Annotated in this window: 24 protein-coding genes; 12 read left to right on the top strand and 12 right to left on the bottom strand. The window is 68.5% G+C overall.

Annotation, left to right across the window (positions count from 1 at the left end; all coding sequences use genetic code 11):
• Nucleotides 1-30: 30 nt before the first annotated feature.
• From LVJ59_RS10070 to LVJ59_RS10055, 4 genes are read left to right on the top strand one after another with little or no spacing between them, the layout of a single operon-like run.
• Complete coding sequence (locus LVJ59_RS10070) at nt 31-1,311, top strand: sugar ABC transporter substrate-binding protein (RefSeq protein WP_153243338.1); 1,281 nt, start codon at nt 31-33, stop codon at nt 1,309-1,311.
• Nucleotides 1,308-2,228 (top strand): carbohydrate ABC transporter permease, encoded by a 921-nt coding sequence (locus LVJ59_RS10065; RefSeq protein WP_081997053.1) that lies wholly within the window; start codon nt 1,308-1,310, stop codon nt 2,226-2,228. The genes LVJ59_RS10070 and LVJ59_RS10065 overlap by 4 nt, the downstream gene beginning before the upstream one ends.
• Nucleotides 2,228-3,049, top strand: a complete 822-nt coding sequence (locus LVJ59_RS10060; RefSeq protein WP_047523687.1) for a carbohydrate ABC transporter permease — start codon at nt 2,228-2,230, stop codon at nt 3,047-3,049. Before LVJ59_RS10065 ends, LVJ59_RS10060 begins: the two co-directional genes overlap by 1 nt.
• Nucleotides 3,050-3,090: 41 nt before the next feature.
• On the top strand, nt 3,091-6,207 hold the full coding sequence (locus tag LVJ59_RS10055; RefSeq protein WP_232762900.1) for a cellobiose phosphorylase: 3,117 nt from the start codon (nt 3,091-3,093) through the stop codon (nt 6,205-6,207).
• Between the two features lie 6 nt (nt 6,208-6,213).
• Here LVJ59_RS10055 and LVJ59_RS18090 read toward each other — a convergent pair whose 3' ends face one another.
• The 10 genes from LVJ59_RS18090 to LVJ59_RS10005 all read right to left on the bottom strand — a co-directional run bounded on the left by LVJ59_RS18090 (nt 6,214) and on the right by LVJ59_RS10005 (nt 18,387).
• A complete protein-coding gene (locus tag LVJ59_RS18090; protein WP_153243340.1) occupies nt 6,214-6,864 on the bottom strand; it encodes a TetR/AcrR family transcriptional regulator in 651 nt (216 codons plus the stop codon).
• A gap of 274 nt (nt 6,865-7,138) precedes the next feature.
• Nucleotides 7,139-7,867 (bottom strand): SGNH/GDSL hydrolase family protein, encoded by a 729-nt coding sequence (locus LVJ59_RS10045; protein ID WP_232762899.1) that lies wholly within the window; start codon nt 7,865-7,867, stop codon nt 7,139-7,141.
• The gene (locus LVJ59_RS10040; RefSeq protein ID WP_232762898.1) at nt 7,864-9,051 is read right to left on the bottom strand and encodes a DUF4185 domain-containing protein; all 1,188 of its coding nucleotides are present in this window, start codon (nt 9,049-9,051) and stop codon (nt 7,864-7,866) included. Before LVJ59_RS10040 ends, LVJ59_RS10045 begins: the two co-directional genes overlap by 4 nt.
• Before the next feature lie 49 nt (nt 9,052-9,100).
• A complete protein-coding gene (locus tag LVJ59_RS10035) occupies nt 9,101-11,218 on the bottom strand; it encodes a hypothetical protein (protein ID WP_232762897.1) in 2,118 nt (705 codons plus the stop codon).
• A gap of 32 nt (nt 11,219-11,250) precedes the next feature.
• Complete coding sequence (locus tag LVJ59_RS10030) at nt 11,251-12,063, bottom strand: carbohydrate ABC transporter permease (RefSeq protein ID WP_047523681.1); 813 nt, start codon at nt 12,061-12,063, stop codon at nt 11,251-11,253.
• Entirely contained in the window at nt 12,063-12,938 is an 876-nt protein-coding gene (locus tag LVJ59_RS10025) for a carbohydrate ABC transporter permease (RefSeq protein ID WP_047523679.1), read from the bottom strand. Before LVJ59_RS10025 ends, LVJ59_RS10030 begins: the two co-directional genes overlap by 1 nt.
• Nucleotides 12,939-12,946: 8 nt before the next feature.
• Nucleotides 12,947-14,215, bottom strand: coding sequence for an ABC transporter substrate-binding protein (locus tag LVJ59_RS10020; RefSeq protein WP_232762896.1), 1,269 nt, complete (start codon nt 14,213-14,215; stop codon nt 12,947-12,949).
• Nucleotides 14,216-14,344: 129 nt separating this feature from the next.
• Complete coding sequence (locus LVJ59_RS10015) at nt 14,345-16,183, bottom strand: class I mannose-6-phosphate isomerase (protein WP_232762895.1); 1,839 nt, start codon at nt 16,181-16,183, stop codon at nt 14,345-14,347.
• Nucleotides 16,180-17,061 carry an ROK family protein gene (locus LVJ59_RS10010; protein WP_232762894.1) on the bottom strand — a complete coding sequence of 294 codons (882 nt, stop codon included), beginning with the start codon at nt 17,059-17,061 and terminating at the stop codon, nt 16,180-16,182. The genes LVJ59_RS10015 and LVJ59_RS10010 overlap by 4 nt, the downstream gene beginning before the upstream one ends.
• 303 nt (nt 17,062-17,364) lie before the next feature.
• Entirely contained in the window at nt 17,365-18,387 is a 1,023-nt protein-coding gene (locus LVJ59_RS10005) for a LacI family DNA-binding transcriptional regulator (RefSeq protein ID WP_232762893.1), read from the bottom strand.
• Nucleotides 18,388-18,649: 262 nt separating this feature from the next.
• Here LVJ59_RS10005 and LVJ59_RS10000 point away from each other — a divergent pair, with 262 nt between their 5' ends.
• From LVJ59_RS10000 to LVJ59_RS09975, 6 genes are all read left to right on the top strand, one after another.
• Complete coding sequence (locus tag LVJ59_RS10000) at nt 18,650-19,837, top strand: MalY/PatB family protein (RefSeq protein ID WP_232762892.1); 1,188 nt, start codon at nt 18,650-18,652, stop codon at nt 19,835-19,837.
• A gap of 96 nt (nt 19,838-19,933) precedes the next feature.
• On the top strand, nt 19,934-20,161 hold the full coding sequence (locus LVJ59_RS09995; RefSeq protein WP_047523674.1) for a hypothetical protein: 228 nt from the start codon (nt 19,934-19,936) through the stop codon (nt 20,159-20,161).
• A gap of 47 nt (nt 20,162-20,208) precedes the next feature.
• Nucleotides 20,209-20,931: a 3-keto-5-aminohexanoate cleavage protein gene (locus tag LVJ59_RS09990; protein WP_232762891.1), complete on the top strand. Its 723-nt coding sequence runs from the start codon at nt 20,209-20,211 to the stop codon at nt 20,929-20,931.
• Nucleotides 20,932-20,966: 35 nt separating this feature from the next.
• Nucleotides 20,967-21,125, top strand: coding sequence for a hypothetical protein (locus LVJ59_RS09985; RefSeq protein WP_153243347.1), 159 nt, complete (start codon nt 20,967-20,969; stop codon nt 21,123-21,125).
• Nucleotides 21,126-21,221: 96 nt separating this feature from the next.
• Complete coding sequence (locus tag LVJ59_RS09980; protein ID WP_232762890.1) at nt 21,222-22,154, top strand: hypothetical protein; 933 nt, start codon at nt 21,222-21,224, stop codon at nt 22,152-22,154.
• 77 nt (nt 22,155-22,231) lie between these two features.
• On the top strand, nt 22,232-22,708 hold the full coding sequence (locus LVJ59_RS09975; RefSeq protein ID WP_232762889.1) for a hypothetical protein: 477 nt from the start codon (nt 22,232-22,234) through the stop codon (nt 22,706-22,708).
• Here LVJ59_RS09975 and LVJ59_RS09970 read toward each other — a convergent pair.
• Nucleotides 22,695-23,090, bottom strand: coding sequence for a VOC family protein (locus LVJ59_RS09970; protein ID WP_232762888.1), 396 nt, complete (start codon nt 23,088-23,090; stop codon nt 22,695-22,697). The two genes, LVJ59_RS09975 and LVJ59_RS09970, sit on opposite strands and share 14 nt — an antisense overlap.
• 72 nt (nt 23,091-23,162) lie before the next feature.
• On the opposite strand from LVJ59_RS09970, the gene LVJ59_RS09965 reads away from it, so the two are divergent.
• On the top strand, nt 23,163-23,459 hold the full coding sequence (locus tag LVJ59_RS09965) for a hypothetical protein (RefSeq protein ID WP_232762887.1): 297 nt from the start codon (nt 23,163-23,165) through the stop codon (nt 23,457-23,459).
• Nucleotides 23,460-23,520: 61 nt separating this feature from the next.
• On the opposite strand, the gene LVJ59_RS09960 is transcribed toward LVJ59_RS09965, so the two are convergent.
• Complete coding sequence (locus tag LVJ59_RS09960) at nt 23,521-24,522, bottom strand: SDR family NAD(P)-dependent oxidoreductase (RefSeq protein WP_047523662.1); 1,002 nt, start codon at nt 24,520-24,522, stop codon at nt 23,521-23,523.
• A 75-nt stretch (nt 24,523-24,597) separates the two neighbouring features.
• Between LVJ59_RS09960 and LVJ59_RS09955 the strand changes: the two genes are divergently transcribed.
• The gene (locus tag LVJ59_RS09955) at nt 24,598-25,179 is read left to right on the top strand and encodes a TetR/AcrR family transcriptional regulator (protein WP_232762886.1); all 582 of its coding nucleotides are present in this window, start codon (nt 24,598-24,600) and stop codon (nt 25,177-25,179) included.
• Nucleotides 25,180-25,199: the final 20 nt, after the last annotated feature.

The following is a 25,199-nucleotide window of genomic DNA, read 5'->3' as shown; positions in this document are numbered from 1 at the left end:
CAAGACCCCATCAGATCGGAAGGCGATCACATGAGAATCAACAAGAGACTGGCGGCGTTCGCGCTCGTCGGCGTGACACTGGCGACATTGACGGCCTGCGGGAGGGCGGATGCCGGGCCCGCGGAGGGCGGAGGAGCGGAGGACATCTCCGACGGACCAGCCACCGGTAGCCTCACGGTCTGGGCCATGGGAGCCGAGGGGGAGAACCTCGACGAGCTGACGAAGACCTTCGAGGAACAGAACCCCGACGTCGACGTCGAGGTCACCGCGGTGCCCTGGGGTTCTGCGCACGACAAGTTCATCGCCGCGATCGCGTCAGGCACCACACCGGACGTGGCTCAGGTGGGCACGACCTGGATGGGTGAGTTCGCCGGCCTGAACGCGCTCGACCCGGTGCCCGCGCAGATCGACGACAGCGTCTTCTTCGAGGGCGCGAACGCCACGAACCTGGTGGACGGCGTCTCCTACGGCGTGCCGTGGTACGTCGAGACCCGCGTCGTGTTCTACCGCACCGACATCGCCGAGGCCGCCGGCATCACCGAGCCGCCGACGGACTGGGACGGACTGCACGACATGGCGGCCGCCATGAAGACGCAGCCGGGAGTGGACTGGGGCATCAGCCTGCAGCCCGGCGGAACCGGTTCCTGGCAGACACTGCTCCCGTTCATGTGGCAGGCGGGCGGCGACATCACGAACGACGCCCTGACCGAGTTCACGTTCGACTCTCCGGAGAACGCGGACGCGTTGTCCTATTACCAGTCGTTCTTCACCGACGGTCTCGCCGACAGCGCCCCCACCGAGGGCACGACGGAGGCGGATTTCGTCGATGGCCGTGTGCCGATGTTCATCTCCGGTCCCTGGATGATCGGCAGCGTCGAAGCGCTGGGCGGCGAGGGGTTCGCTGACAAATACGGCGTCGCGGTGATGCCCTCTGCCCAGAAGGAGGCTTCGTTCGTCGGCGGCTCGAACCTCGGCGTGTTCTCGAACACGAAGAACCGGGATGCCGCGTGGAAGCTCGTGCAGTTCCTCACCGAGGAGGAGACCCAGGCCTCGTGGTTCGACATCGTCGGCGACCTGCCTTCCGTCAAGGGGGCATGGACGACCGATGCATTGAAGTCGGATGAGAAGCTCGCCGTCTTCGGGACGCAGCTCGAGACCGCGAAGGCACCGCCGTCGATCACGACCTGGGAGCAGATCGCGACGAGCCTCGACGCGCAGGTGGAGGCCGTCACCAAGACCGGGTCGGATCCGGCGGAGGCGCTCCGAGCCGTGCAGCAGGAGGCCACATCGATCGGGTTCGGCGGCGAATGACCGTCGCCGCTCGGCAGCCTCGCTCGGGTCGAAGCAGGAGCTTCCGCTCGAGCGAGGCACGGGCGGGCCTGATCCTCGCCCTCCCCTTCTGCCTCCTGTTCGGGGTCTTCACCGTCTGGCCCGTGTTCCAGTCGATGTTCATGAGCTTCACCGATACTCGGGTGACCGACATCAAGACTCCGTTCAACGTCGGCTTCGTCGGCCTGGACAACTACGCCAAGGCTCTCGGAGACCCGCTGTTCCTACGCGCCGCCACCAACACCGCCGTGTTCGTGGCGGTCGGGGTCCCGCTGACGATAGCGGTGGCGCTGCTCGCGGCCGTCGTGCTCGACAAGGGCATCAAGCGCTTCCGCAACTTCTTCCGGGTGGGCTTCTACACGCCCGTGATCACCAGCATCGTGGCGGTCGCGGTGGTGTGGAAGTTCCTCTATCAGCCGGACAACGGTCTCATCAACACGGTGCTCGGGTGGGTGGGGATCGACGGGCCGCACTGGCTCGGAGACCAGCGCACCGCGCTGGCATCGCTGATCGTCATGGCTGTGTGGCGGAACTTCGGCACCGGGATGATCATCTTCCTCGCGGGCCTGCAGGCTGTGCCGCCGTCGCTCCTGGAGGCAGGCTCCCTCGACGGCGCCGGAGCATGGAAGCGCTTCTGGCACATCACGTTGCCGACGCTGCGGCCGACGATGCTGTTCGTCGTCGTCACCACCACGATCGGCTATCTGCAGTTCTTCGAGGAACCGTTCGTCATGACCGACGGCGGTCCGCTCAACAGCACCCTCTCCGTGTCTCTGTACACCTACCGGCAGTTCGGATTCGGCAACTTCGGGCTCGCGGGCGCGATGGCGTACATCACATTCATCGTCGTCATCGTCGTCACCTTCATCCAGTTCCGTGTGAGTAGGGAGAAGAGCTGATGCGCGCATCCCGGAACAGGGTGTGGATCTACATCGCGGTGATCCTCGCTTTCGTGATCGTCGTGATGCCGTTCCTCTGGATGGTGCTCGGCGCGTTCAAGACTCAGGGCGAGCTCCTCGCGTCGCCGCCGACCTGGTGGCCGGCGAACCCGACGTTCGACAACTTCGTACGACTGTTCGAGCGGCTCGACTTCGGACGGTTCTTCTTCAACTCGGCGACCGTGGCGGTCGTCGTCACCACGGGCAACATCCTCTTCTGTTCGATGCTCGGGTACGCACTGGCGATGCTGGACTTCCCGGGCAAGAAGGCGATCTTCATCGCGGTGCTCGGCACCTTGATGATCCCGGGGCTGGTCGTGTTCATCCCGCAGTTCGTCCTCGTGGTCAATCTCGGACTCGCCGACACGCTGACGGCGTTGTTCATCCCGTTCCTCGCCGGCGCGTTCGGGGTGTTCCTGATGCGACAGTTCTTCCTGGGCACTCCGCGCGACCTCCTGGAGGCGGCGCGACTCGACGGCGCGGGGGAGTTCCGGATCTTCTTCCGTGTGTACCTGCCGCTGGCGGGCCCCGCCATCGCCACGCTCGCGACCCTCACCTTCCTCGGCTCCTGGAACAACTTCCTCTGGCCGCTCGTCGTCGCCAGCAGTGAGAAGACCTACACGCTGCCGGTCGCGCTGTCGCTGGTGTCGACGGGGCAGAACGCGACGGACTTCGGCTTGCTGCTCGCGGGCGCGACGGTCGTCGTGCTGCCGGTCCTGGTCGTCTTCCTCTTCTTCCAGCGATTCATCATCGAGGGCATCGCCACCAGCGGCATCAAGTGATCGTCGTCGCGCCGCCCACACCTCAGAGAGATTGAAGGAAAGTGCACTACTCCCTCCCCGTCATCCGAGCGCAGTTCACGTCGGCAGGAGCCCTGGGCTCTCTGCAGGCCGGGCCCCTCAGTCTGCTGCAGTATCCGGCCAGCGAGCTCGAACCGGGGCCGCACCAGGTCTGGCTCCGGTTCCGCAGCGCGGAGGGGGTGCACGCGCATCCGCTCACCGGTCCCGCGTGCGAGGGCCGGGTCGCTCGCGGTGACGGCTCGGCGCTGGTCTCGGGGACGATCCGCGGAGTGGAGTGGCAGGTGTGGTGGGAGCACCCCGCAGACGGTGTTGCCGGCTGGAGCGTCCACCTCCGCAACGCCGGGTCTGAGCCGGTCGCGCTGGACGTCGTGCACCTGATCGATCCGGCATTGACCGCGGCCGAGAGCCTGCGTGAGAACGAGTTCTACGTGTCGAACTACCTCGATGTCCAGCCGCTCGGCGAGCCGGAGGTCGCGTGGCTCGCCGTCCGGCAGAGCATGCCGGGACCGAGGAATCCGTGGATGGCCGTGGGGAGCACTGAGCGGGTGGTGGGGTGGTGCACGGATGCCCGACAACTGGCGTTCCCTGACGGAGGACTCGATCTCTCGCGGGACCTTCCGTCCCGCCGCTTGCAGGGCGAGCACACGTTGCTGGGCCTGCAGACGGAGACTCGGACGCTGGCGTGCGGCGAGACCCGTGCGTTGAGGTTTCCCGTCGTGGTCGTGGACGACCATCCCGGCCGGACGGACGCGAGTGACCTGGCGTTCGTGGACGCGATCGATGGAGGAACGCCGTGGCGAACGGAGCCGCCGCAGCTCGGACCCCTCGCCGCCGTCGTGCCGACGCTCTTCAGCCCGGCGCGCACGGCGATCGTCGAGGACCTGTCCGAGGAGGACTTCCTCGCGGTGGGCGGCGCGCACGCCGAGGGGGTGGAAGACGGGCCGGCCGGCGCCTGGGCGTACTGGGCGGGCGGCCGCCACGTCGTGTCCGGCCCGAAGGAGCGTGCCGTGATGCGTCCGCACGGTCACATCTCGCGGGTGTCGGCGGGCCCGCATCCCGCTGATCTCACGGTCGCCTCCACGGCGTGGATGAACGGTGTCTTCGCCTCGCAGCTCACGATCGGGCATGCCAGCGCTGCGCCGCTCCTCTCGGTGCGGCGCAGCGCCGTCGGGCTCAAGTGCGCGGATGGGCTGCGGCTCTTCGTCCGCGGAACCACCGGCCCGTGGCTGATGCTCGGCACCCCGAGCGCGTGGATCGTCGACGGCCCCCGGGTCCGCTGGGTCTATCGGTGGGATGGACGGCGCATCGAGGTGGTCAGCACACTGACCCTGCGGGAGCTGATCGTCGAGGTGGAGGTCGTCGAAGGCCCGCCCATCGAGCTCCTCGTATCGGCCCATGCCGATGCGGTCACGGCCTCCGGAGAGGACGGCTCGCTGTTCGCCGACGGCCGCAGCCGTGACGACCGGTGGCGGGCGAGCGTCCACCCCTCGGGGACGGTCTTCCGGCACCGCATCGTGCTCGTCGATCAGGCGGACGCGGGTGAGCGTGAGGCGCTGTGGCGTGCCCCCGAGCTTCACGGCGATGACGAGAGCATCCGCCGCCTGAACCGCATCCTGCCGTCGTTCGTCGCGGACGCGGCCGTTCACTACCAGGCGCCGCGAGGGCTCGAGCAGTTCACGGGCGGCGCATGGGGTACCCGTGACGTCAGTCAGGGCCCGGTGGGACTGCTCCTGGCCACCGACAGTCCGGCAGTGCTGCGCGACGTGCTGCTCACGGTGTTCTCCGCGCAGCAGACCGACGGTGACTGGCCCCAGTGGTTCCAGTACCTCCGTGACCACCGTGCACCCGGGCATCGGGACAGCCACGGCGACGTGGTCTATTGGCCGCTCCTGGCGCTGGGGGAGTACCTGGAGGCGACGGGGGACGACGGCATCCTGCACGAGCGGGTGTCGTCCGTCGGGACGGACGAGCTGTCGCCGCCCTCATCGATCCTCGATCACGTGGAGGCGGCGTTCGGACGACTGGCCTCACGCCGCAGCGCCGACCCGCGCCTGCCTGCCTATGGGCACGGAGACTGGAACGACGCCCTTCAGCCCGCCAGCCCCGCCCTCGCGGCCTCGCTGTGCTCGACCTGGACGACCGAGCTGGAGATCAAGGCACTCGAGACGCTCGGACCCCGTCTCGCCGATGCCGCCCCCGAACTGGCCGACCAGATGGCGTCGCTCGCGGCCGGCACGCGCAGCGCGTTTCGCGAGCGCCTCCTCGTGGACGGGGAGCTGTGCGGGTACTCGATCATCACCTCGGACGGACTCGAGCCGCTCGTGCACCCCGCGGACGACCGGACGCACATCGGGCACGGATCCCTGCAGGTGATCCACGCGATCGGCGACGAGCTGCTCACCCCCGAGGAGGCCTCGCACCACCTCGCCCTCGTCGACCGGCACCTCGACGGCCCCACCGGCATCTACCTTTTCGACCGGCCCCTTCCCTATCACGGTGGTGTCACGCGGACGTTCCTGCGGGCTGAGGCGGCGTCGTTCTGGGGGCGCGAGATTGGCCTCATGTACTCGCATGCCCACATCCGGTGGGTGCAGGCGCTGCTGCGACTCGGGTTGGCGGACCGGGCGTGGAACGCGTTGCAACTGCTGATACCGCAGGGGGTGCGATCGGCTGTGCCCGGAGCCGCGGCGCGGCAGTCGGATTGCTACTACTCGTCCTCCGATGCGGGGTTCGCCGACCGCTATGAGGCGCAGGAGCACCCGGACCGTCTCTTCGATCCGGAGTTCTCGTTTGAGGGAGGGTGGCGTGTGTATTCGTCCGGGCCGGGGCTCATCCTGCGGATCCTGGTCGAAGAGGTGCTCGGATGCCGGTGGACCGTGAACGGGCTGCAGGTCGACCCCGTGCTCCCCGAGGTGTTCGACGGCTCCTCGGCGCAGATACGGTGCGGGGGCAGAGACGTCATCGCGACCTACCGGGTCACGGGGGAAGGGCACGGTGTGCGGCGCGTGCTGCTCGATGGACGCCCCGTCGACACGACCCCTGTGCCGCGACGATACCGGCGGGGCGGGGTGTTGATTCCGCGCGCGACCTGGGAGGCGCAGGAGGCCGGTGAGGTGCGGCTCACGATCGAGGTGGGCTGATCCCTGTCACCCCTCCGCAGCGGGCGATTCCTCCGGGGCATCCGACGGGAGGAAGTATCCGCGCACGAACTCCTCGAAGAGCGGCACCATGTCGACGGACTCGTCGAGCAGCCACTGCAGCTGGATCCCGTCCATCACCGCACTGATCAGCCGCCCCGCGAGGTCCGGGTCGAGGTCGGTGCGCACTTCGCCCGCCTCCTGCGCCCGGCGGAGGAGGTCTCCCGCCCGGTCGGCTGCAGAGCGGTAGCGGTCGACGAACTCGTCGTGCAGGGGGTGATCCGGGTCGGAGGCCTCCGCCGACACGATCGCATACAGCGATGCGAGGCCGCGGGATGACTGGTTGTGCGCGACGACCTTGCCGGCCTGATCGATGAGCGTGTGCTCGGCGGGCTCTCCTGCGGCTCCGCGGACGGTCTCGTCGCGTTGGTGCAGCACCTCGGCGAAGAGTTCCTCCTTGTCGGCGAAGTGGTGCATCAGTCCGGACTGAGTGAGCCCGACCCGCCGGGCGATCTCACGCATCGAGCTGTTTCGATACCCGGTGCGCGAGAACAGCTCCAGCGCTTCGTCGACGATCGCCTGCCGCCGCGCCTGGCCCTTCGCGTAGCCTTTGCGCTGCTCCGCCGCGGTTCCCCGCTGCTCCGTGTCGCCTTTGTCCACCGCTGCGCTCCCGCCTCGATACCCGACTCAAAACCTAACACCCGAACGGCTTTGCAGCGGTCGCCCGATGCCGCGGTTCACAACTCAGGAAAAGTCGCGCCGATTTAGCCCGCGGGGGTCGATCCGGGGAGGAGGGCGACGCTCTTCCTGAGTTGTGAACGGCTGTCGCGGTGAACAACTCCTCAAGTGCGGGGTCGCTTCGGTCTGCAGACGGCCATCCGGCGTCGAACACGCACGTTTTTGAGGAGTTATGCACGCGGCCGCGCGGAGACCGTCACGCGGGCGGCCACTGCGGATGCCGGGCCACGGCCACGCGTGCGGCGAGGTCCGTGCGGACGGGCGAGGACGCGGCGTCGAACCCGAGGGCATCGGCCCACCCGAGCGCCAGGAGTGCGTGTCCGGCCGCGTTCGGGTGGAACGCGTCGTCGAGCAGCCCCCACGCCATGTCGTCGTTGCCGGGGCCGGTCCCCTCGGAGAAGGCGGTGAACGCGGCGTGCTGGTCGACCAGGATCACCCCTTCGCGCGCGGCCACGTCACGGACCGCCTGCGCGAACTCGCCGATGCGGGCGCGGTCGGGTGCGTGATGCAGGTCCACGGTCGGCGGGGTCTGCAGCACGGGGATCCCGCCGTCGTCCCGGACGCGCCGGACGACCTCCGTGATCGCGGCCGCGAACGCCGTCACCTCGATCACGGGGTCGAGCCATTGTGTGGTGCAGTCGTTCGTGCCGATCATGAGCGTGACGACGTCGGGCCGCCAGTGCTTTACACGGCGCGGGAAGTCGCCGAGGATCAGGTCGGCCCGCCATCCCGTGATCGCCGTGTTGAGCACCGTGTCCTGCACCCGACCGGCATCACCGCGGATCAGCTCGTGCAGGTGGTCGACGTAGTTGCGGGCGCCGCGGGTGTGGATGAGGCCGTGCGTGATCGAGTCGCCCGTGAACACCCAGGTGAGCGGTGCTCCGGAGGCGAGCAGCCCCCGGAGCACCGGAAGGTCATCGGTCATCCGGTGACCTTCAGCTGCACGTCGATGAACCGCGGACGGTAGATCGAGGCGTCGTCGTACACGTCGCCGACGTTGTCGAAGGTGTTCACGTTGTACGACACGAGGATGCGGTTGCCGTGTCGCAGGTTCGGGTGCTCGTGCGCGTTGTAGGTGAACACGTCGGGGTCTGCGTAGCTGCCGAGCGCGCCGGTCTCCGGGGTGCGGTACAGCTCGACCGGATCGGTGAACGGTCCGGTCGGCGAGCAGGAGGTGCGTGCGACGATGCGGGTGCTGAACAGCTCGGAGGTGTCCTGCGTGACGAGCAGGTAGCCGTCGCGGAACGGCGCCACGCTGAACTCGTTCGCCACATACGGCACCACGGGTACGGCATCGGCCTCGGACGCCGACCAGGCCGTACCGTTCCAGTAGGTCCACGTGCCCGTGAGACCGTCTTTGCCCTGCACCTTGGCGACGTAGGCCGAGCGCACCCCGCCGGGGTCGGCGATGCCGTAGATGTAGGTCGTGCCGCGTTCCTCGAGCGTCCACGATCCCCAGTTGATGCCGGTCGCCGAGGGCAGATCCACGATGCTGTCGAGCTGCAGCGTCCGCCCGTCGAGCGTCGCGAGCCTGTTCGCCGTCCACGCGAAGTCCCACTGCCCGGTACCGGTGCGCGCGAACTGCAGCAGCGGAACTTGCACGGTGCCGTGACGGCCGGGCGTCGGGTCGCCGATCCAGTACCACTTGCCGTCGGGCTCGGGCGGGATGATGCCGGCCGGGTCCTCCGGCGTGCCGCCCGTGATGGTCGTGAGGTCGCCGCGGCGGTCCTGCACCACGACGGAGTTGTTCACGAAGGGCGAGTCGGTGGGACGTGATCCGTCGGGGTTCACCGTGCCGAGGAAGGTGTCCGAGAAGAACCAGCCGGTCTTCCCCTTGCCGAGGGGCAGCGAGTAGGTGCTGTCACCGCCGGTCCACTCCCCACCGGTGTTCCCGTACGTCGTGAACGTCTCCGTCAGATCCTGGTTCACGCTCGCCGTCGCCGTGAGCGTCTTGTCGACCAGCGAACACTGCCCGTTCCCGGTGCCGTGTCCGTGCCCGTTGCCGTGCCCTCCGCCGGCGGGGACGGCCGCGCTCGCCGGGGCGGCGAACAGGGCTCCCGCGCACAGGGAGGCGACGGCCAGGCCGGCCGCGATCATGCGTCTTCTCATCTCGATCACTCCTTCGTGTTCGTGTGGGTACTGCGTGGTGGTCGGGGGCTCAGCCCGCGGTCTCGGTGATGCCTCCGGAGGCGTGGATGTCGTAGTGGCGCTCGCCGACGCGCAACCCTCGCAGCACCGCCTGCGGGTCGAGCGCGGCGACGCAGCCCGCGGCGCGCACCGTCCCGTCCGCGGCGACCGAGACGCCGAACAGGGCCTCGATCACGAGCTCGATCCAGGCGCCGGATGAGGAGCACGACCAGTCGATGATGTACGGCAGCTGCGGCGGGGCTTTGCGGGCGCCGCCGTTGATGCCGGGCACGGCCTCCTCGACGAAGTGCGCCTGCCCCATCGGACCCTGGTTCGCGGTGCGCGACAAGCCCTCGACCCAGGAGGTGAGCACCTCGGGGGCACCGAGGGCGGCGAGCGCGCGACCGGCATCCGCAGGCCAGGCGGGGTAGGCGCCGTTCCATTGGTGGTCGGGCCTCGGGCTGTAGCTGGCGTCGGCATCCCACGGGGAGAGGGCGCGCATCCAGTTGTCGGTCTGCAGCTCGCGCTGGAAGAACGAGACCATGTCGTCGCGCACACCGGGGGTCAGGTCGTCGGCGATCGTGGTCCCGACCACGCTGAAGTCGTAGCAGTGCCGGACCGGGAGCTGCGTGCCGTCGGGCTGTCCGGCGGTGAAGATGCCCTCGCCGGGGACGTAGCGCGCGATCACCGCGGGCAGCAGGGCCTCGGCCTCGGCGCGCAGGTCGGCCGCGGAGGCGCCGTCGCCCTGGAGCTCGGCGAGCGAGGCCGCCGTGCGCATGCTCCACACGTTCGCGGCGTTGAGACTCGCGACCTCGTGCGTGTACGAACTCACGCACTCGAGCAGGTTGTCGATCTCTCCGTAGTCGGCCAGGGGTGTCCCTCGGCGCAGGTCCTTCCAGGCGGTCGCCCATTCCCGGACGGATTCGGCGACGGTCTGGCCGCCGACGACCTCGTCGAGGAACGCCGTGTCCCCGGTGAAGCGCACATAGTCGTGCACGAGCCGTGTCATCGCGTAGTCGTTGACGGAATACCACCGGCCGACCGGTCCGCCGGTGAGGGACGAGGTGCCGAAGTGCGAGTGGATGTCGAGGGAGATCCAGTGCCGCAGCTGGGAGCGCATCTCGCCCGGGTCTAGCAGTGCGTGGCTCACGGAGCTCAGGCTGTAGTCCCAGATGAACGTGGTGGTGCCCCAGTAGTTGGGCATCAGGGTGTCGTACGAGCGCCCGAGCACGTTGCCCGCGAAGTCCCGGCGGAACCAGATCACGCCCAGAGCGGCCCACCAGTACAGGCGCCGCAGCGGAGCGGAGGTCGTCTCGAGCACGGGCAGCGCGCCGGTGAACTCTGCGTCGTCGGGGTCGAAAGCGGCGTGCAGCTGGCGATTCCAGAACTCCTCGGCGTCGGTCACCGCGCCGGGGACGTCGGCCGTGACGAGGTCGAAGGTGCGGGTGGCGTCGGCCGCGGAGGTCCCGATCGCCTGCACGTATCCGGTGCGGCTGCTTCCTCCGGCCGGCACGGCGAGCGACGCGGTGAGCTCTCCGCCGCGGCCGTTGCCTCCGATGCCGGCGTCGAAGGCGTCCGGCAGCTCGGCGACACCGCTCAGGGCAGCGGATCCCCCCACGATCCCCTGCACGCTCCACGCCGTGCCATCCGCCGAGGAGAACACGAGGCGCTCGCCGTCGACGGTCGCGGTGTCGCGCTCCGAGGGGGACTCGGCGTCGAGCCAGGCTGTGTCCGAGCGCGTCGCCCGAGCGGCGGCCGAGAGTCCGAGTCGCACCACCCTGTCCATCGCCCCGGTGTTGTGTACGACGATGTCGATCGCGACCGCCGTCCTCCCCGGCACGCACACGGTGGTGGTCTCGATCTCCAGGTCGCCGACGGTCGCCCGCCGCACCACCCGGTCCGGACGCCACTCGTGCGTGACGGGCGCTCCGCAAGAGGCGAACAGTCGGCCGTCCACGAACAGCACCGCCGTCTGGGTGAGTCCCTGCGACACGGGTGGGAACTGCACGGCGCTCACCGCGGTCAGATCGTGGTCCACGCGCACCGTGCCGAGCATGTTGGTGAGGCCGGTCGGCGCGATCATGTCGTCGAAGTGGTGGGTCACCGCATCGGCGGCGAGGTCATCGACGGTGGGGATGAGGGGATGCATGATGCCTTTCGAGGGGCGGGAAGCGTGTGGGGTCAGTACTGCCCGAGTGCGAGGCCCTTGGCGAAGAAGCGCTGCGTGCACAGGAACAGCACTACGGTGGGGAGCGAGACGAGCACGGCCGCGGCGAGCACGACCGACATCTGCGCACCGCCGTAGGTGCTCTGCATGCCGGACAGGGTCGTGATGATGGGGCGGATGTCGTCGGACTGGCTGAGCGTGAGGCCGAGCAGCAGGTCGTTCCACACGAAGGTCGCCTGCAGGATGAAGATCGCCACGAGGGCGCTCGACGCCATCGGCAGGTACATGCGCGTGAAGATGCGCCAGGTGGTGGCACCGTCGAGCACCGCGGCCTCGAACACGTTGTGCGCGACGCCGGTGAAGAAGTTGCGCATCACGAATGCCGAGAACGGGATCGAGATCACGGTGTAGATCATGATCATCCCCAGGCGGGTGTCGAACAGGCCGGTGCGGGAGTACGCGTCGAACAGCGGCAGCAGCACCATCTGCAGCGGGAACACGGTTCCGCCGAAGATCACGACGAACCAGAGGAAGCCGCGCTTGAGCCGCAGGGCCACGATCGCGAACCCGGCGGCGGCACCGACGAGCACCGCGATGGTCGGCGAGACGATCGAGTAGATGAGGGTGCTCACGATGCTGTCGCCGATGCCCGAGAGCTCCAGCGCCTGGCCGAAGTTCTCGAACAGGTGGAAGTCGGTCGGGATCCAGGACTCCTTCGACGTGAAGGTCAGCGGGTCCTTCATCGCATTCACCACGAGGAGGTACGCCGGCAGCAGCCACACGATCCCCAGGAGGACGAGCACGGCCGTTCTGATGATCTTCGACATCACATCTCCTTCTTCGGGGAGAGCTGCTGGCGCAGGTACAGCACCGAGGCGATCAGGGTGATGACCGTCAGGAACACGGCGATCGCGGAGCCGAGTCCGTAGTCGCTGTTCACGAAGGTCTCCTTGTACATGGTCAGCGCCAGGGTCTCCGAGACCGTGCCCGGTCCGCCCTTGGTCATGCCCCACACGATGTCGAAGGTCTTCAGGCTCGCGACGATCGAGAGTCCGACGACCACCGCCGTGAGCGGACGCAGCATCGGCCACAGGATGCTGGTGAACAGGCGCGGACCGCCGGCGCCGTCGATGCGTGCGGCCTCCAACGGTTCCTTCGGGATCGCCTGCAGTCCGATGGTGAACAGCAGCGCGTTCACGCCGACGCCCTGCCACGAGGAGGCGATGATCATGACGATCGTGTTGAGCGGAGCATCCAGCAGCCATCGGGGCGGGTCCGTGATGCCGAACGCCGCGAGCGCCTGGTCGAGCGCGCCGCCCGAGGAGAGGATGAATGACCACACCACGCCGACGCCGATACCGGAGAGGGCGTAGGGGATGAGGAAGGGGAGGCGCAGCCAGATGCCGCCGCCGAGGTTCCAGGTGAGCAGAGCGATCGCGAGACCGATGCCGACCGGGATGATCAGGGTGCCGATCACCCAGAGCACGGTGTTCAGGGCCGAGCCCACGAAGTCGCCGTCGGTGAACATCTCGACATAGTTGTCGAGGCCGATCCAGGTCGGGCTGCCGAGCCCGTTGTACTTCGTGAAGCTGAGGAACACCGTCCACAGCAGCGGGAGGTAGAGCAGGACTGCGACCAGGATCACGCCCGGGGCGACGAAGCCCCGGGCGGACCACTGGTACGGCGTCTTCTGGTGCGCCATCCGCTCGCTTACTCCTGCTCTGCCCAGTACTTGTCCGCCGTGGCCTGGATCTTCTCCAGGAACGGCATCGGGTCACCGGGGTTGGCGTTGAAGGCGCCGAACTGCTCGATCGCGGTGGTCACGATCTCGGTGGGCATGGCTTCGAAGAACCGGTCGTAGAGCGAATAGCCGTCGCCGGCGATCTGCTCCCCGATCTCGGCCAGGGCGGGGTCGGACACCGTGGCCTTCGGGTTGAACGCGACGTCGCCGTGCGCATCGTTCCAGGCCGTCTGGGCATCGGGCGACATCCACCACTCGGCGTAGGCGAGACCGAGGTCGCGCTGCTTCGAGTTCTCGGCCGTGCAGATCGGACCGGACTCGACCGCCACCGGAGTGGTGTCGAGGCTGTCGTTGACGGCCGGGATCGCGAACATCCCGTAGTCATCGGTTGTCATGCCGGCGCCCTCGAGGTTGCCCGCGAAGAACGTGCCGAAGTTGATCATGGCGTAGTCGCCCTGCTTGAGGCCGACGGCGGGGTCGGTCGTGCTCCCCGCGTCGCTGAACCAGCCGGCCTTCTGCTCGTCGAGCCACACGTTCATGATGTCGACGATTTCGGGGTCGGTGTACTTGACGTCGCCCGTGGTGAGCCCGGCGTACAGGTCGGGATCGGTGGAGGCGACCAGGTGCTGGAACCACTGGAAGGTGAACAGCACGCTGGTCTGGTAGTACGGGGTGACCCCGCCCTCCTTCAGCGTCTCGGCGGCGGTGTTCAGCTCGTCCCAGGTGGTGGGCACCTCGACGCCGTTGTCGGCGAAGGCGGCCTTGTTGTAGAACATGATCCAGTAGGCGATGTTCATCGGCACGCAGTACTGCTTGCCGTCGAAGGTGTAGCTGTCGCGCAGGTCTTCGCTCACCCAGCCCGCGTCGACGGCCTGGGACCAGATGTCGGTGGTCTCGGCGACCAGTCCCTCGTCGACCAGCTGCTTGAGCGAGTCACCGGTGTGCCAGGTGAACAGGCCGGGCGACTTGTCGGTGCGGAACGACTGCTTGATGAAGGCGTCGTACTGGTTGGCGTCGGAGTACCCGGTGGTCTTCAGCGTGATGTCGACGGCGTCGCCGCTGACCTCGTTGAGCGACTCGAAGTCGGGCTTCCACGCTGCCTTGTCGGTGTAGAAGTTGAGCGTGCCGGTCACCTCTCCGGCCTCTCCGGAACCGGAGTCGCCGGCGCACCCGGCGAGCGCCAGGGTGCCGAGGAGGAGACCGGCCGCGGCTGCGGCGATCGTGCGTCGCGAAATCATTCAGAACTCCCTTGTTCGTTTGGTATCGTTACCAGAAATCTGGATTCACGCTACCAAGGTGATGGATGCGGTGCAAGGGATTCCTGTGGTGGGAGTCCCCGGCGATGGATGCTGCATGGTGCGCGGTGTTCAGTTGTCACTCGTGCGCGAGCCGCGCACGTAGGCCTTGACGGTCGCGAAGCGGGCGCTGCGCGAGTTCTCGGTCCGTTCGATCCGGTACGCGCCCACCGCGGCCGGGACGATGAACGTCTCGGCGTAGTGGATCACGAAGGGCGCGAAGGCGTCGGTCGGGCTCACCACGCGCACCTCGTCCCCCTCGACCAGGTTGAGCACGTTGACCGTGCCCTCGGTGTCGTGGTCGGCGCCCTGTTCGAACCAGTGCCGGCGCACCTCGATGAACTCCAGTTCGTGCAGGCCGGTGCTCTCCTCGATGACGTCACCGTCGGTGCGGATGGTCTCGACCTGGTCGATGAGGTTGTCGCCGACCCACGTCGTGTCGCGGTCCCATTGGATGTTGCGGGCGCCGTGGTCGAGGTGCACGGGACGAGGCACGCCGTCGAGGCCGACACGGCCCCAGTCCCAGAGCTTGAAGGTGAAGATGAACGGCGTCGCCGAGATCTCGAGAACCATCGAGTTCGCGCCCGAGCAGTGGATGGTGCCCGCCGGGATCGCGAAGTGGTCGTGCTTGCGGGCCGGGAACGAGTTGACGTACTTCTCCGCCGGGAAGGGGTGCTCGCCGTCCTGCGCGGTGGCCAGGTCCTGCAGCATCTCGGCGCGGTCGATGCCCTCCTTGGTACCCAGGTAGACCACGGCGTCGTCGCCGACGTCGAGCATGTAGTAGCTCTCGTCCTGCGTGTAGTGCATGCCGAACGTGTTCTGGATGTAGTCGGTCAGCGGATGCACCTGCAGGCTGAGGTTGCCGCCGTCCATCGTGTCGAGGAAGTCGAAGCGGATCGGGAACTCCGCGCCGAAGCGGGAGAAGGTCTTCGCGCCGAGCAGATCGACCGGGCGGCTGAACACGAGGTCGAGCGCGGGGATCTCGACCACTCCGCCCTCGCCTTCGAGCAGCAGCGAGTTCTCCTCGGGGACGCAGTCGAAGCACCACGCGTAGTTGTCCTTCGAGGGGTCGAGTCCGATGAGGTTCTTCATCCACTGCCCACCCCAGACGCCGGGGTCGAAGAACGGCACGACGCGGAACGGCCGGGACGCGGCATCCTTCAGCGCCTGCCGGAAGGCGGTGCCCGTGATCATGCCCGCCTCCGGGGAATCCGGATGCGGCTCGGCCGGGGCGATCGCGTTGCCGTCGAGGACGAAGTCGAGTGTCTCGAAGAGGCTGCGCTTGTGACGGTCGGCGACGCGCCACTCCACGAAGAAGCCGCGCTTGTACTTGCGCAGGTTGTCTTCCGCCGCGTTGTCGGCGCGCCAGTTGGTGGCACCCTTGCGCTGGCGCAGCTGGATCTCCCAGCGGGCCATGTCGACGAGCACCGTCGCGGCGGAGCCGTCCAGGCGCGGCGCCAGGAGAGCGGCGCCCCAGCCGATCACGACGGTCGGGGTCTGCGTGATGCCGGCGGCGAGGGCGTCGAGCTGCGCGGCGTCGTAGAAGTCGGCGAGGGTGAAGTGGCTCATGACGCCGAAGACCCGGTCGTCGGTGAGGTTCGGCGCGATCAGCTGTTCGACCTCGGCGACCGGGCGAGCGGCGGTCTCGACATCCTGCACGGTCCACTCCGGCAGGGCGGATCGCACCTGTGCCGTCAGGGTCGGGAGGTCGACGCCCGGGTACGTGTCCACGAGGAGCACGGGAGCGGTGCCGGTCACGCGTGCACAGGCTTCGGCGAGCTCGGCCGCTGCTTCCCAGCCCTCGGCGCCTCGGAGGATGCGCTCGCCCTCCGGCAGGGCCACGGTGGGCTGGGTGTCGTAGCGACCTCGGGTCGTGTGCCCTTCGTGCATGTCGCTGATCGGGGTGGTCACTTTTCCTCCTGCGGTGTTGCGGTGTGGGTGGTCGTCGAACGGGCCAGGACGCTGAGTCCGCGGGCTACCGAGAGCTCGGGCTCCGGCGGGACGACGAAGCGCGGGGGCGTCATCGAGGGCCAGAGGTGTGTGCGGACGTGGGTTTCGATCGGCGCACGGACCGCGTCTCCTGCACGGAGGATCCCGCCGGAGAGGATCACCACGGCCGGGTCGTAGGAATGCGCGAGCGACGTGACGACCGCGCCCCACACGTGCAGGAACCTCGCCCGGAGTGCCGCATGCGCGTCGGTGGTGAAGACCTCGGTCATCGTGACGGCCTCCGGGAGGGCACGTGTGCTCGCGAGGGCTTCTCCGCAGCCGACGTTGCCGCAGGGACAGAGGGGCCCGTCGAGGTCGACCGTGAGGTGTCCACCGAGGATGCCGGCGTGCCCGGTGCGTCCGCGCAGAGGTGTGCCGTCGATCATGGCCGCCGTGCCGATCCCGGTGCCGAGGGTGACGAGCACCGCATCGCGCTCTCCGGGTGCGCTGCCCGACGACGTCTCGCCGATGAGGGCGGCCCTGGCGTCGTTCTCGACCGTGGCGGGGAGCCCGAACTCGGTCAGGGACCAGGCGCTCAGGTCGAAGTCGCGGAGGAAGTCGTATTTCGCGTTGGCGTGCAGCATCCGCCCGGAGTGCGGGTCGACGACGCCGGGGACCGCGATGCCGACGGCCTCCGCGGGGCGGTGCGCGTCGTCGAGGAGACGGTGGGCTTGCGCGGCGGCTACGGAGAGGTCGGCGGTCGTTCCTTCGATGCGGACGCTGCGTGCTGCGACGACACGGCTGCCGTCGATCAGGGCGAGTTTGATCTCGGTGCCCCCGAAGTCGATGCACAGCTCCATCGGTCCTCCTCGTCGATGATTGGTAACGTTATCAATGCGGTGGAGGGGTGTCAACACCTCGGTACCGGTGGCGGTGTCGGTGCCGGGGGCGGGTGCGGGTGCGGTGGCGCTGGTGTCGGTGGTTCGGTGCCGGATGCATGACTCGCGGACGCGTGCATGACGCGGTGTGAGCGCACGCTCATGCATCCGGTGCGGGATCATGCATCCGGAAGGGGCGAGGGGCGAGGGGCGAGGGGCGAGGGGCGAGGGGCGAGGGGCGAGGGGCGAGGGGCGAGGTGCGAGGGGCGAGGTGCGCGGAGGGAGTCAGCGCACGCCGCGGAGTGAGACCGGCAGCTCGATCTCGCGGGTCGAGGCGTCGAGCTTCCCCCCGTCGAGACGGTCGAGCAACAGACGCGTGGCGGCTCGGCCCAGTTCGCGCGGATCGTGGTCGATCACGCTGATCGGCACCGGCGAGAGCTCGGCGAGCTCGAAGTCATCGAAGCTCACGATCTCCGGGAAGTCGGTGGCACGACGGGATCCGGCGTTCAACTGGGCGCTGATCTCCTTCAAGGCACCGATCGCGTTGCGGTTGTTGGCGCAGAAGATCGCGGTGGGGGGATGCGCGGCGTCGAGGAGGGCGCGGGTGGCGTCGCGGGCCTGGTCGACGGTCTGCTGGTTCGTGGCGACGATGTCCGGGTCGACGGTCAGACCGTGTTCCGACAGGGCGCGGACGAAGCCGGCGTAGCGGCGCTCACCGGTGAAGATCGAGAGCGCGTTGCCGAGGTAGCCGATGCGGGTGTGGCCGTGCTCGATGAGCGCGCTGGTTCCGCGGTGGGCGCCGTCGTCGTCTGCGAGCACGACGCTGTCGGCGGCGAGTCCTTCGATGCGGCGGGAGGCGAGGACCACGGGGACACCCTGACTCTGGGAATGGGCGAGGTGCGCGGACGAGGTGCCGGCGGGGACCACGATGAGCCCGTCGACGCGGCGGCCGAGGAAGTCGCCCACGAGGTCGGCCTCGCGTGCGGCGTCCTCGGACGTGTTCCCGAGGAGGATGCGACGGCCCGTCAGGGCGGCTTCCTCCTCGACGCCCAGCGCGAAGGTGCTGTAGTACGGGTTGGCGATGTTCGTGATCGCGACGCCGATGAGTCCGCTGCTGTGGCCGGGGCGGATGCTGCGGGCGTTCTCGTTGCGGTGGTAGCCGAGCTCGGCGACGGCCTCCATGACGCGCTGCTGCACGTCGGGCTTCACGTTGAGTCCGCCGGAGAGGGTGCGCGACACGGTCATGGGGCTCACGCCCGCTCGGGTCGCGACTTCCTTGACGGTCGGGCGGCGCGCTCGTTCGCTCATCACTGCCCTCCGAGGTGTGGTGTCGCCGATCAAGGGAACGTTACCAGCGGGGCAGCCGCGGCGCGTCGCGTTCACAACTCCTCAAGAATCCTGTCGTTGCAGTCTTCCCCGCCCTGCTCTGCGCCGAATGGGCTGAATTTTGCGGAGTTGTGAACGCTGCAGACCCGAGCCCCACGCCCCGGACGTCGTCACGCACCGAAATCTGACCTGCACCGGCGCGCGGCCGTCCGTAGATTGGTCGGATCCTGCCCGGGAGGAGACCATGCCTGACGACTGTCCGTCGCATCCGTTCGATGCGCGCACTCGAGTGCACCTCGATCGTCCGCAGAGCCGCAAGTGGAGCCTGCATCCCGGTCGGATCGGCGCGTGGGTGGCGGAGATGGACTTCGGGATCGCGCCCGAGATCGCCGACGCCCTGCACCGTGCGATCGATGACGAGAACCTCGGCTACCTGTCGCCCCCGCAGGCCGCAGAACTCGGAGAGGCCACCGCCGCGTGGATGCAGGACGAGTACGGCTGGGCGGTCGACCCGGAGCGCGTGCACCCGGTGTCGGATGTGATGGCGGCTCTCGGCGTCGCGGTGCGGGAGTATGCGCCCGCGGGGTCGCCCGTGATCGTGCCCACTCCGGCGTACATGCCCTTCCTGACATATCTTCCGGCGATCGGCCATCCGGTCATCGAGATTCCGGGTGTCGAGGTCGACGGGCGGTGGCACCACGACCTGCAGCGCATCGACGAGGCCTTCGCTGCAGGAGCGCGCACGCTCGTGCTCTGCAATCCGCACAATCCCATCGGCACGCTCCTCGGTCGCAAAGAACTCGAGGCGATCGCGGAGGTGGTGGAGAGGCACGGCGGACGGGTCTTCGCGGACGAGATCCACGCCCCGCTCCGCTATGACGGCGCCCCGTTCGTGCCGTATGCCTCGATCTCGGATGCCACCGCCGCGCACACCGTCACGGGGACGAGTGCCTCGAAGGCGTGGAACATCCCCGGACTGAAGTCGGCGCAGCTGATCACCTCGAACGACGCCGACCAGGCGCGGTATCGACGGGTCGGCTTCGCGGTGCAGCACGGTGCGTCGACCCTGGGGGTGGTGGCCTCGACCGCCGCATACCGTCACGGTGGGCCATGGCTGTCGGACGTGACCTCGTACCTCGACGGGTCGCGGCATGCGCTCGCGGCGCTGGTGGACGAACACCTGCCCGGTGCGGTGTACCGCATTCCCGAGGCGACATACATCGGCTGGATCGATACCGCTGCCCTGCGGATCCCGGGGCCGCCCGCCGAGTTCTTCCGCGAGCGGGCGGGGGTCGTACTCACCGAGGGGCGGCTGTTGGGTCGCGGTGCGGAGAGCCATGTGCGAGTCGTGTTCGCGACGCCCCGTCCCATCCTCGCGGAGGCTGTCACGGCGATGGGTGCGGCGGTCCGGGAAGCCGGTCTCCTGCGCTGACGGCGTCCGCCTCGAGCTCCTGTCAAGAGGGTGTCAAGGGGCTCTGCCGGTGTCAGTGGTCTGGCGTAGAAAGGAATGCGAGAGAAGGGATTCCGCATGGCCGCCGGCGATATCGAGACGTTCCACCGCAACGGCATCTGGTTCAACCGCATCGAGGGTGAATCGCAGACGTTGGGCAGCAGCTTCGAAGATGAGGCCGAGGCGGTGAAGGTCGGTCGCAGCGCGGCGGTCGCGCGCCAGGTCGCGCACACCGTGCGCACGGAGGAGGGGCCCTCGCCGGAGGCGCACATCTACGATCTCCACCCGCGTGAGCTGATCGGGTGATCGGGGCGCCCTCGGATCCGCCTTCGCGCCAGGAGTCCGAAGGAGGGATGCTGCTGCAGGCATGTGTCAACGGTGCCCGCGATCCGGTCGAGCATCCGTGGTTGAGTGCGGATGCGAGCGTTGTCGCCGAGGATGCGGCGCGGGCTGTGGATGCGGGCGCGCAGGAGTTGCATGTGCACCCGAAGAACGCGCGCGGGCAGGACAGCCTCGCAGCGCCGGATGTCTCGCGGTGGGTCGCAGCCGTCCGCGCGGCGCAGCCCGGTGTCCCGGTGGGGGTCACGACCGGGGCGTGGGCGGAACCCGATGTCGAACGTCGTCTGGCTGCGATCGCGTCCTGGACGGAGGCGCCCCATCATGCCTCCGTGAACTGGCACGAGGTCGGTGCTGACGAGGTGGCGGCTTCGCTGCTGCGCCGTGGCATCGCGGTGGAAGCGGGGCTGTGGGATGCGTCCGGATTCGAGGTGTGGAAGCGTTCGCCCGTCCGGGGCGAGTGCTTGCGGGTGCTGATCGAGTTGCCGGATGAGCCGGCGGAGACCGTGCGCGCGCATGCCGAGGCGATGATCGCGCACGTCCGGCTGGAGGAACCTGACATGCCGATCCTGCTCCACGGCGAGGAGAGGTCGACCTGGCCCGTGTTCGATCTGGCGGTCGAACTCGGCCTGGCCGCACGGATCGGGCTGGAGGACACGCTCCTCCTTCCCGACGGCAGCACGGCGCCCGGCAATGCGGCGCTGGTGCGGGTGGCTATCGAGCGGATGCGGGGAGTCTGACCGACCCGGCAGCGCCTCGGGGGCATCCTGGGGTCATGTTCGGTGAAAACGTGCTTCTCTTCATCCTGTTCTGGGCGGCCGTGTTCCTCAGCGGCATCCTCATCTCGTGGCTGGTGATCTACTCGGCCGTGCGTGCGGCTCTCTCCTCGCATCGGCAGGCGATGGCGCGTGACGGGCGTCCGGGTCAGGTCTGATCTCCGGGCTCTTCGGCTGAACTGCACGGTCGCCACCCGGGCGGACTCGGTCGTGTCTTCCCGGGAGCCCGGCCTGCGTGTGACACGTTCTTCTCTATGACTGAATCGCCCGTCGTCGCTGCCGATCCGATCGAGCGGTCGCGCGCTCTGCCGCTCTTCCTCGGCATCGGTGGTGCCGTGCTGGGCCTCTTGCCGTGGGCGATTGCCGGCACGTTGCCGTTGCAGAACTTGTGGGCGTCGCCGACGATGCCGGAGGACATGCCGTTCGTGCTGCTGCCGCTCAGTCAATATCAGGCGACGCTGCTCTTCTCCCTGGTGCTGCTCGGCGGGGTGTTCGCCGGCATCGCGGTGCACGTGGTCGCGCGGCGCCGCGACGTCGCTGTCTGGCCGGCGGCTCTCGGCGTCGCGCTCGTGCATCTGGTCGCGATCATGCAGAGCTTCGGCGTGTTGGCCGGAGGGCTCGGGCTCGGCCGTGGGGGTGACTCGCGCGCGATGCTCTACTTCGCCGGCATCCTGGGCGGCGTGATCGTGGCCGCCCTCCTGGCGCAGCTCGGCGTGTGGATGACCTCGCGCCGCTCGGTCGGTGTCGCTGCGCTCGGTGTCGCGCTTGCGGCCGTGCCGTTCGGGAGCTGGGCCGGCCGGTGGTTCCTGGCTTTCACCGGCGAGGTGTTTCCGCCCGTGTTCCTGCCCGAACTGCTGCGGTGGATCCCGGCGATCGTGGTCGGCGCTGCACTCGTCTGGTGCGGGGTGCGGCCGGCGTCGCGGATCGTGGTGTGGGTGGTGGCGCTGCTCTCGCTGTGGCTGGTGCCCGCGCTGTTCACGGCGATCCAGTACGGGCTCGGGATGCGGGTGCTCGACGGTGATGTCGCAGAAATGGCACGGGTCTCGGTGCAGTTGTTCCCGATGGTGCTCGCGGAGGTGTGGCTGCCGGTGGTCGTGGCTCTCGTGATCGCGGTGGTCGGGACGGTGGTTCGGATGGTGGTGGAGCGCGACCGTCCGCGTGAGGTCGCCCGCGAGCGCGTGCTCTGAAAGGGCCGGGAATAGGTACTCCCCCGGGGTCTGCTAGCGTCGCAGACGTCGCTCGACTCCCTCCCCAGAAAGAAACCATGAACGCTGCCGCTGCCAAGACCGTGTCCGCTCTCGCCCTCCTTGCTCTGCTGGGCGTGGGCGCTGTGGGGTGTTCCGGCGAGCCGGCATCGAACGGGACCAAGGGCGACACGAAGTCATCGACCGTGGAAGAGAAGCAGGAGGTGCCTGAGCCCGTGGACCTGACCGGTGAGTGGAAGCAGACCAACTCCAACGACCCGGAGAGCTTCCAGACGGCGACCATCACCGACGACACGATCGAGGTCTTCTGGAACGCGCCGGATACGAAGTCGCTCTACTGGGCGGGCACGGTCGCGGTTCCGGAAGACGGTTCGACGTCTTTCACGTGGGAATCGGCCAATGACAAGAGCAAGACCGATTCGGCGATTCTCGCCTCGGGTGATGACACCAAGACGTTCACGTTCGACAACGGTGAGCTGTCTTACGACGTCACGGCTATGGGGACGACGATGACGGTGCGACTCACGCAGGAGTGACGTCGCGCGAGGGTTCCCATCCGGTCCAGTCGGCGCGGTCGACGATGCAGAAGCGGTTGCCTTCCGGGTCCTCCATGATCACGTAGTCGGCGTCGGCGGGGCGACCATCCCAATGCACCTCACGGGCGCCGAGTCCGGTGAGCCGCTGGACCTCGGCGGACTGGTCGTCGGCGTAGATGTCGAGATGGATACGCGGCGGCAGCGCCCGTTCGGAGTGGTGCGCGTCGAGGGAGATGCACGGAGTCTCGGCATCGCGAGGCTTGAGCACTACCCAGTCATCCTCCGCCGGGTCGCGTTCGATGTAGTCGAGCGCTTCTTTCCAGAAGTGCATCTGTGCGGGGAGGTCTTCGACGCGGATCACGATCGACGTGAGCTTCAGCATGGGTCGAGTGTAGGGCGGGCCTGCCCTGGTCACATCGGCGAAATCGCGCCTCGCCCCCGATAGGGTGCAGGCATGGAAGCGACACAGGGTGATGCAGCGACCGTCTCAGCGGAGGAAGCGCAGCGGACGATCATCCGCCGCTGGTCGTGGACGGTTGCCGTCGGCCTTCCGCTGATCGCGACGATCGTCGGCATCGCGCTCACGAGCACCGGGACGATCGAGCAGTGGAACTCGCTCGGCGATGACATGTACGACGTCGTCATGCTCGCCGTCTGGCCCGCCGGCCTCGTGCTGCTCAGCGTCGGGCTGCTCAGTCTGACCGCGACGGCTCTCACTGCCGCGGTGCTCACGACGAAGCGCTCCTCCTAGCCCAGACGCGAAACGCCCCCGCCGTTCGGGTCGGCGGGGGCGTCGGTCTCGCGGGTGCGGCTTACTGCACCGACCATCCGCCGTCCGAGGCGAGGATCGCGCCGTTGATGTTCACGGCATCGTCCGACAGCAGGAAAGTGATGGATGCCGCGAGGTGCTCGGCCGTCGCCACAGTCGGGATGGCCTGCTGGAACGGGGCGAGGCGGCCGGAGCCGTACTCCGACATGTGCGGCGGCATCGGGATGCCGGTCGCGACTCCGCCCGGGGCCACGGAGTTCACGCGGATGCCCTTCGGCCCGTACATGAAGGCTGCCGACTTGGTGACGCCGATGATGCCGTGCTTGCTGGCCGTGTAGGCGTTGCCCGAGGCGTTGCCGCGCAGGCCCGCCTCGCTCGAGACGTTGAGGATCGCGCCGCGACCGGCCGCCTCCATGACGGGGATGACCGCGCGCATGAGCTTGAACGGAGCGGTCAGGTTGATCGCGATCACGCGGTCCCAGACGGCGTCGGGGGTCTCTCCCGCGGGGGAGAAGTCGTCGTTGATGCCGGCGACGTTGGCGAGACCGTCGATGCGGTCGCCGGCGGCGGCGAGGACGGCGTCGATCGCGTCCTGCTTCGTGAGATCGCCCGCAACCGTGACGATGTCGGCGTCCGGAAGTTCGGTCTTGAGGGCGTCGAGCTTCTCGGCGGCGATGTCGCTGGCGATCACGCGTCCGCCTTCGCGGGCGATGCGCGCGGCGGTGGCCTTGCCGATCCCGGAGGCTGCGCCGGTGACGATCACGGTCTTGCCGGCGAAGCGACCGGATGTGGGCTTCTCGGTCCAGCCCTCGGAGGCGTCGTCTTCGGGGATCTCGCCGCCGTTGGCCGCGCGGACGAGGTCGTCGACGACCGACTGGGGGAGCTGGCCCTGGCTCATTGCGACGAGCTGCTGAAGGGGGAGGCCGAGCACCGGGGTGAGGAGCTCGGGATCGGCGCCGGTCTTCTCGAAGAGTCCGCGGATGAGGGGCCCGCCGGTCGGGTCGTTCATCCAGTCGCCGATGGTGGAGTGTGCGGTGAGGGCCATGCTCGTTCTCCTTGTTCGGGTTACGCAACGGTGCGTCTACTTATGTTCCAGTGTACGCCTGAGTACGCTCGGAAGGTGCCTCGTCCTCGTAGTGAAAGAGCCCGCCAATCCGTGCTGGAGGCGATGCGGCGCGCGCTCGCCGCGGGTGGCTACGACGCCGTGACCATCGAAGGGCTCGCGGAGGCTGCGGAGGTCTCGAAGCAGACGATCTACCGGTGGTGGCCGTCGAAGGCCGCGATCCTCGGTGAGGCGCTGCTCGAGGGCGGATTGCCGGGTGCCGAGGTGTCGGTCCCGATGACGGCCGATCTCGGGGCGGACCTGCGGGCGTGGTTCTCGGCGATGAGTGCCGCGCTGGCGGATCCGGAGGGCGTCGCGGTGGCTCGCGCGTTGATCCTGGTGACCGCGTCGGATCCCGACCTCGGGCTGGCGTTGAACGAGAAGCTCGCGGCGCCGATCCGCGAGTGGGTCGCGGCGCGGGTCGCGCGAGCGGTCGAAGCCGGAGACGTGCGGGCCGATGCGGATGCGGCGGCCATCGCGGATCAGTTCATCGCGATGGCCAGCTATGCGGCGTTGCTCGGCCGTCCGTTGAGCGATGGACAGGTGGACGCGACGGTGGCGGTGTTGCTGCGGGGGATCACGGCGCGTTCCGCCGGTTGAGTGACCAGCGACGGTGGCCG

The organism is Microbacterium sp. KKR3/1, from assembly GCF_021272365.1.
GTDB lineage: Bacteria > Actinomycetota > Actinomycetes > Actinomycetales > Microbacteriaceae > Microbacterium > Microbacterium aurugineum.
The sequence above is the reverse complement of the archived record's forward strand: the minus strand, read 5'-3'. Positions and strand labels throughout refer to the sequence as shown.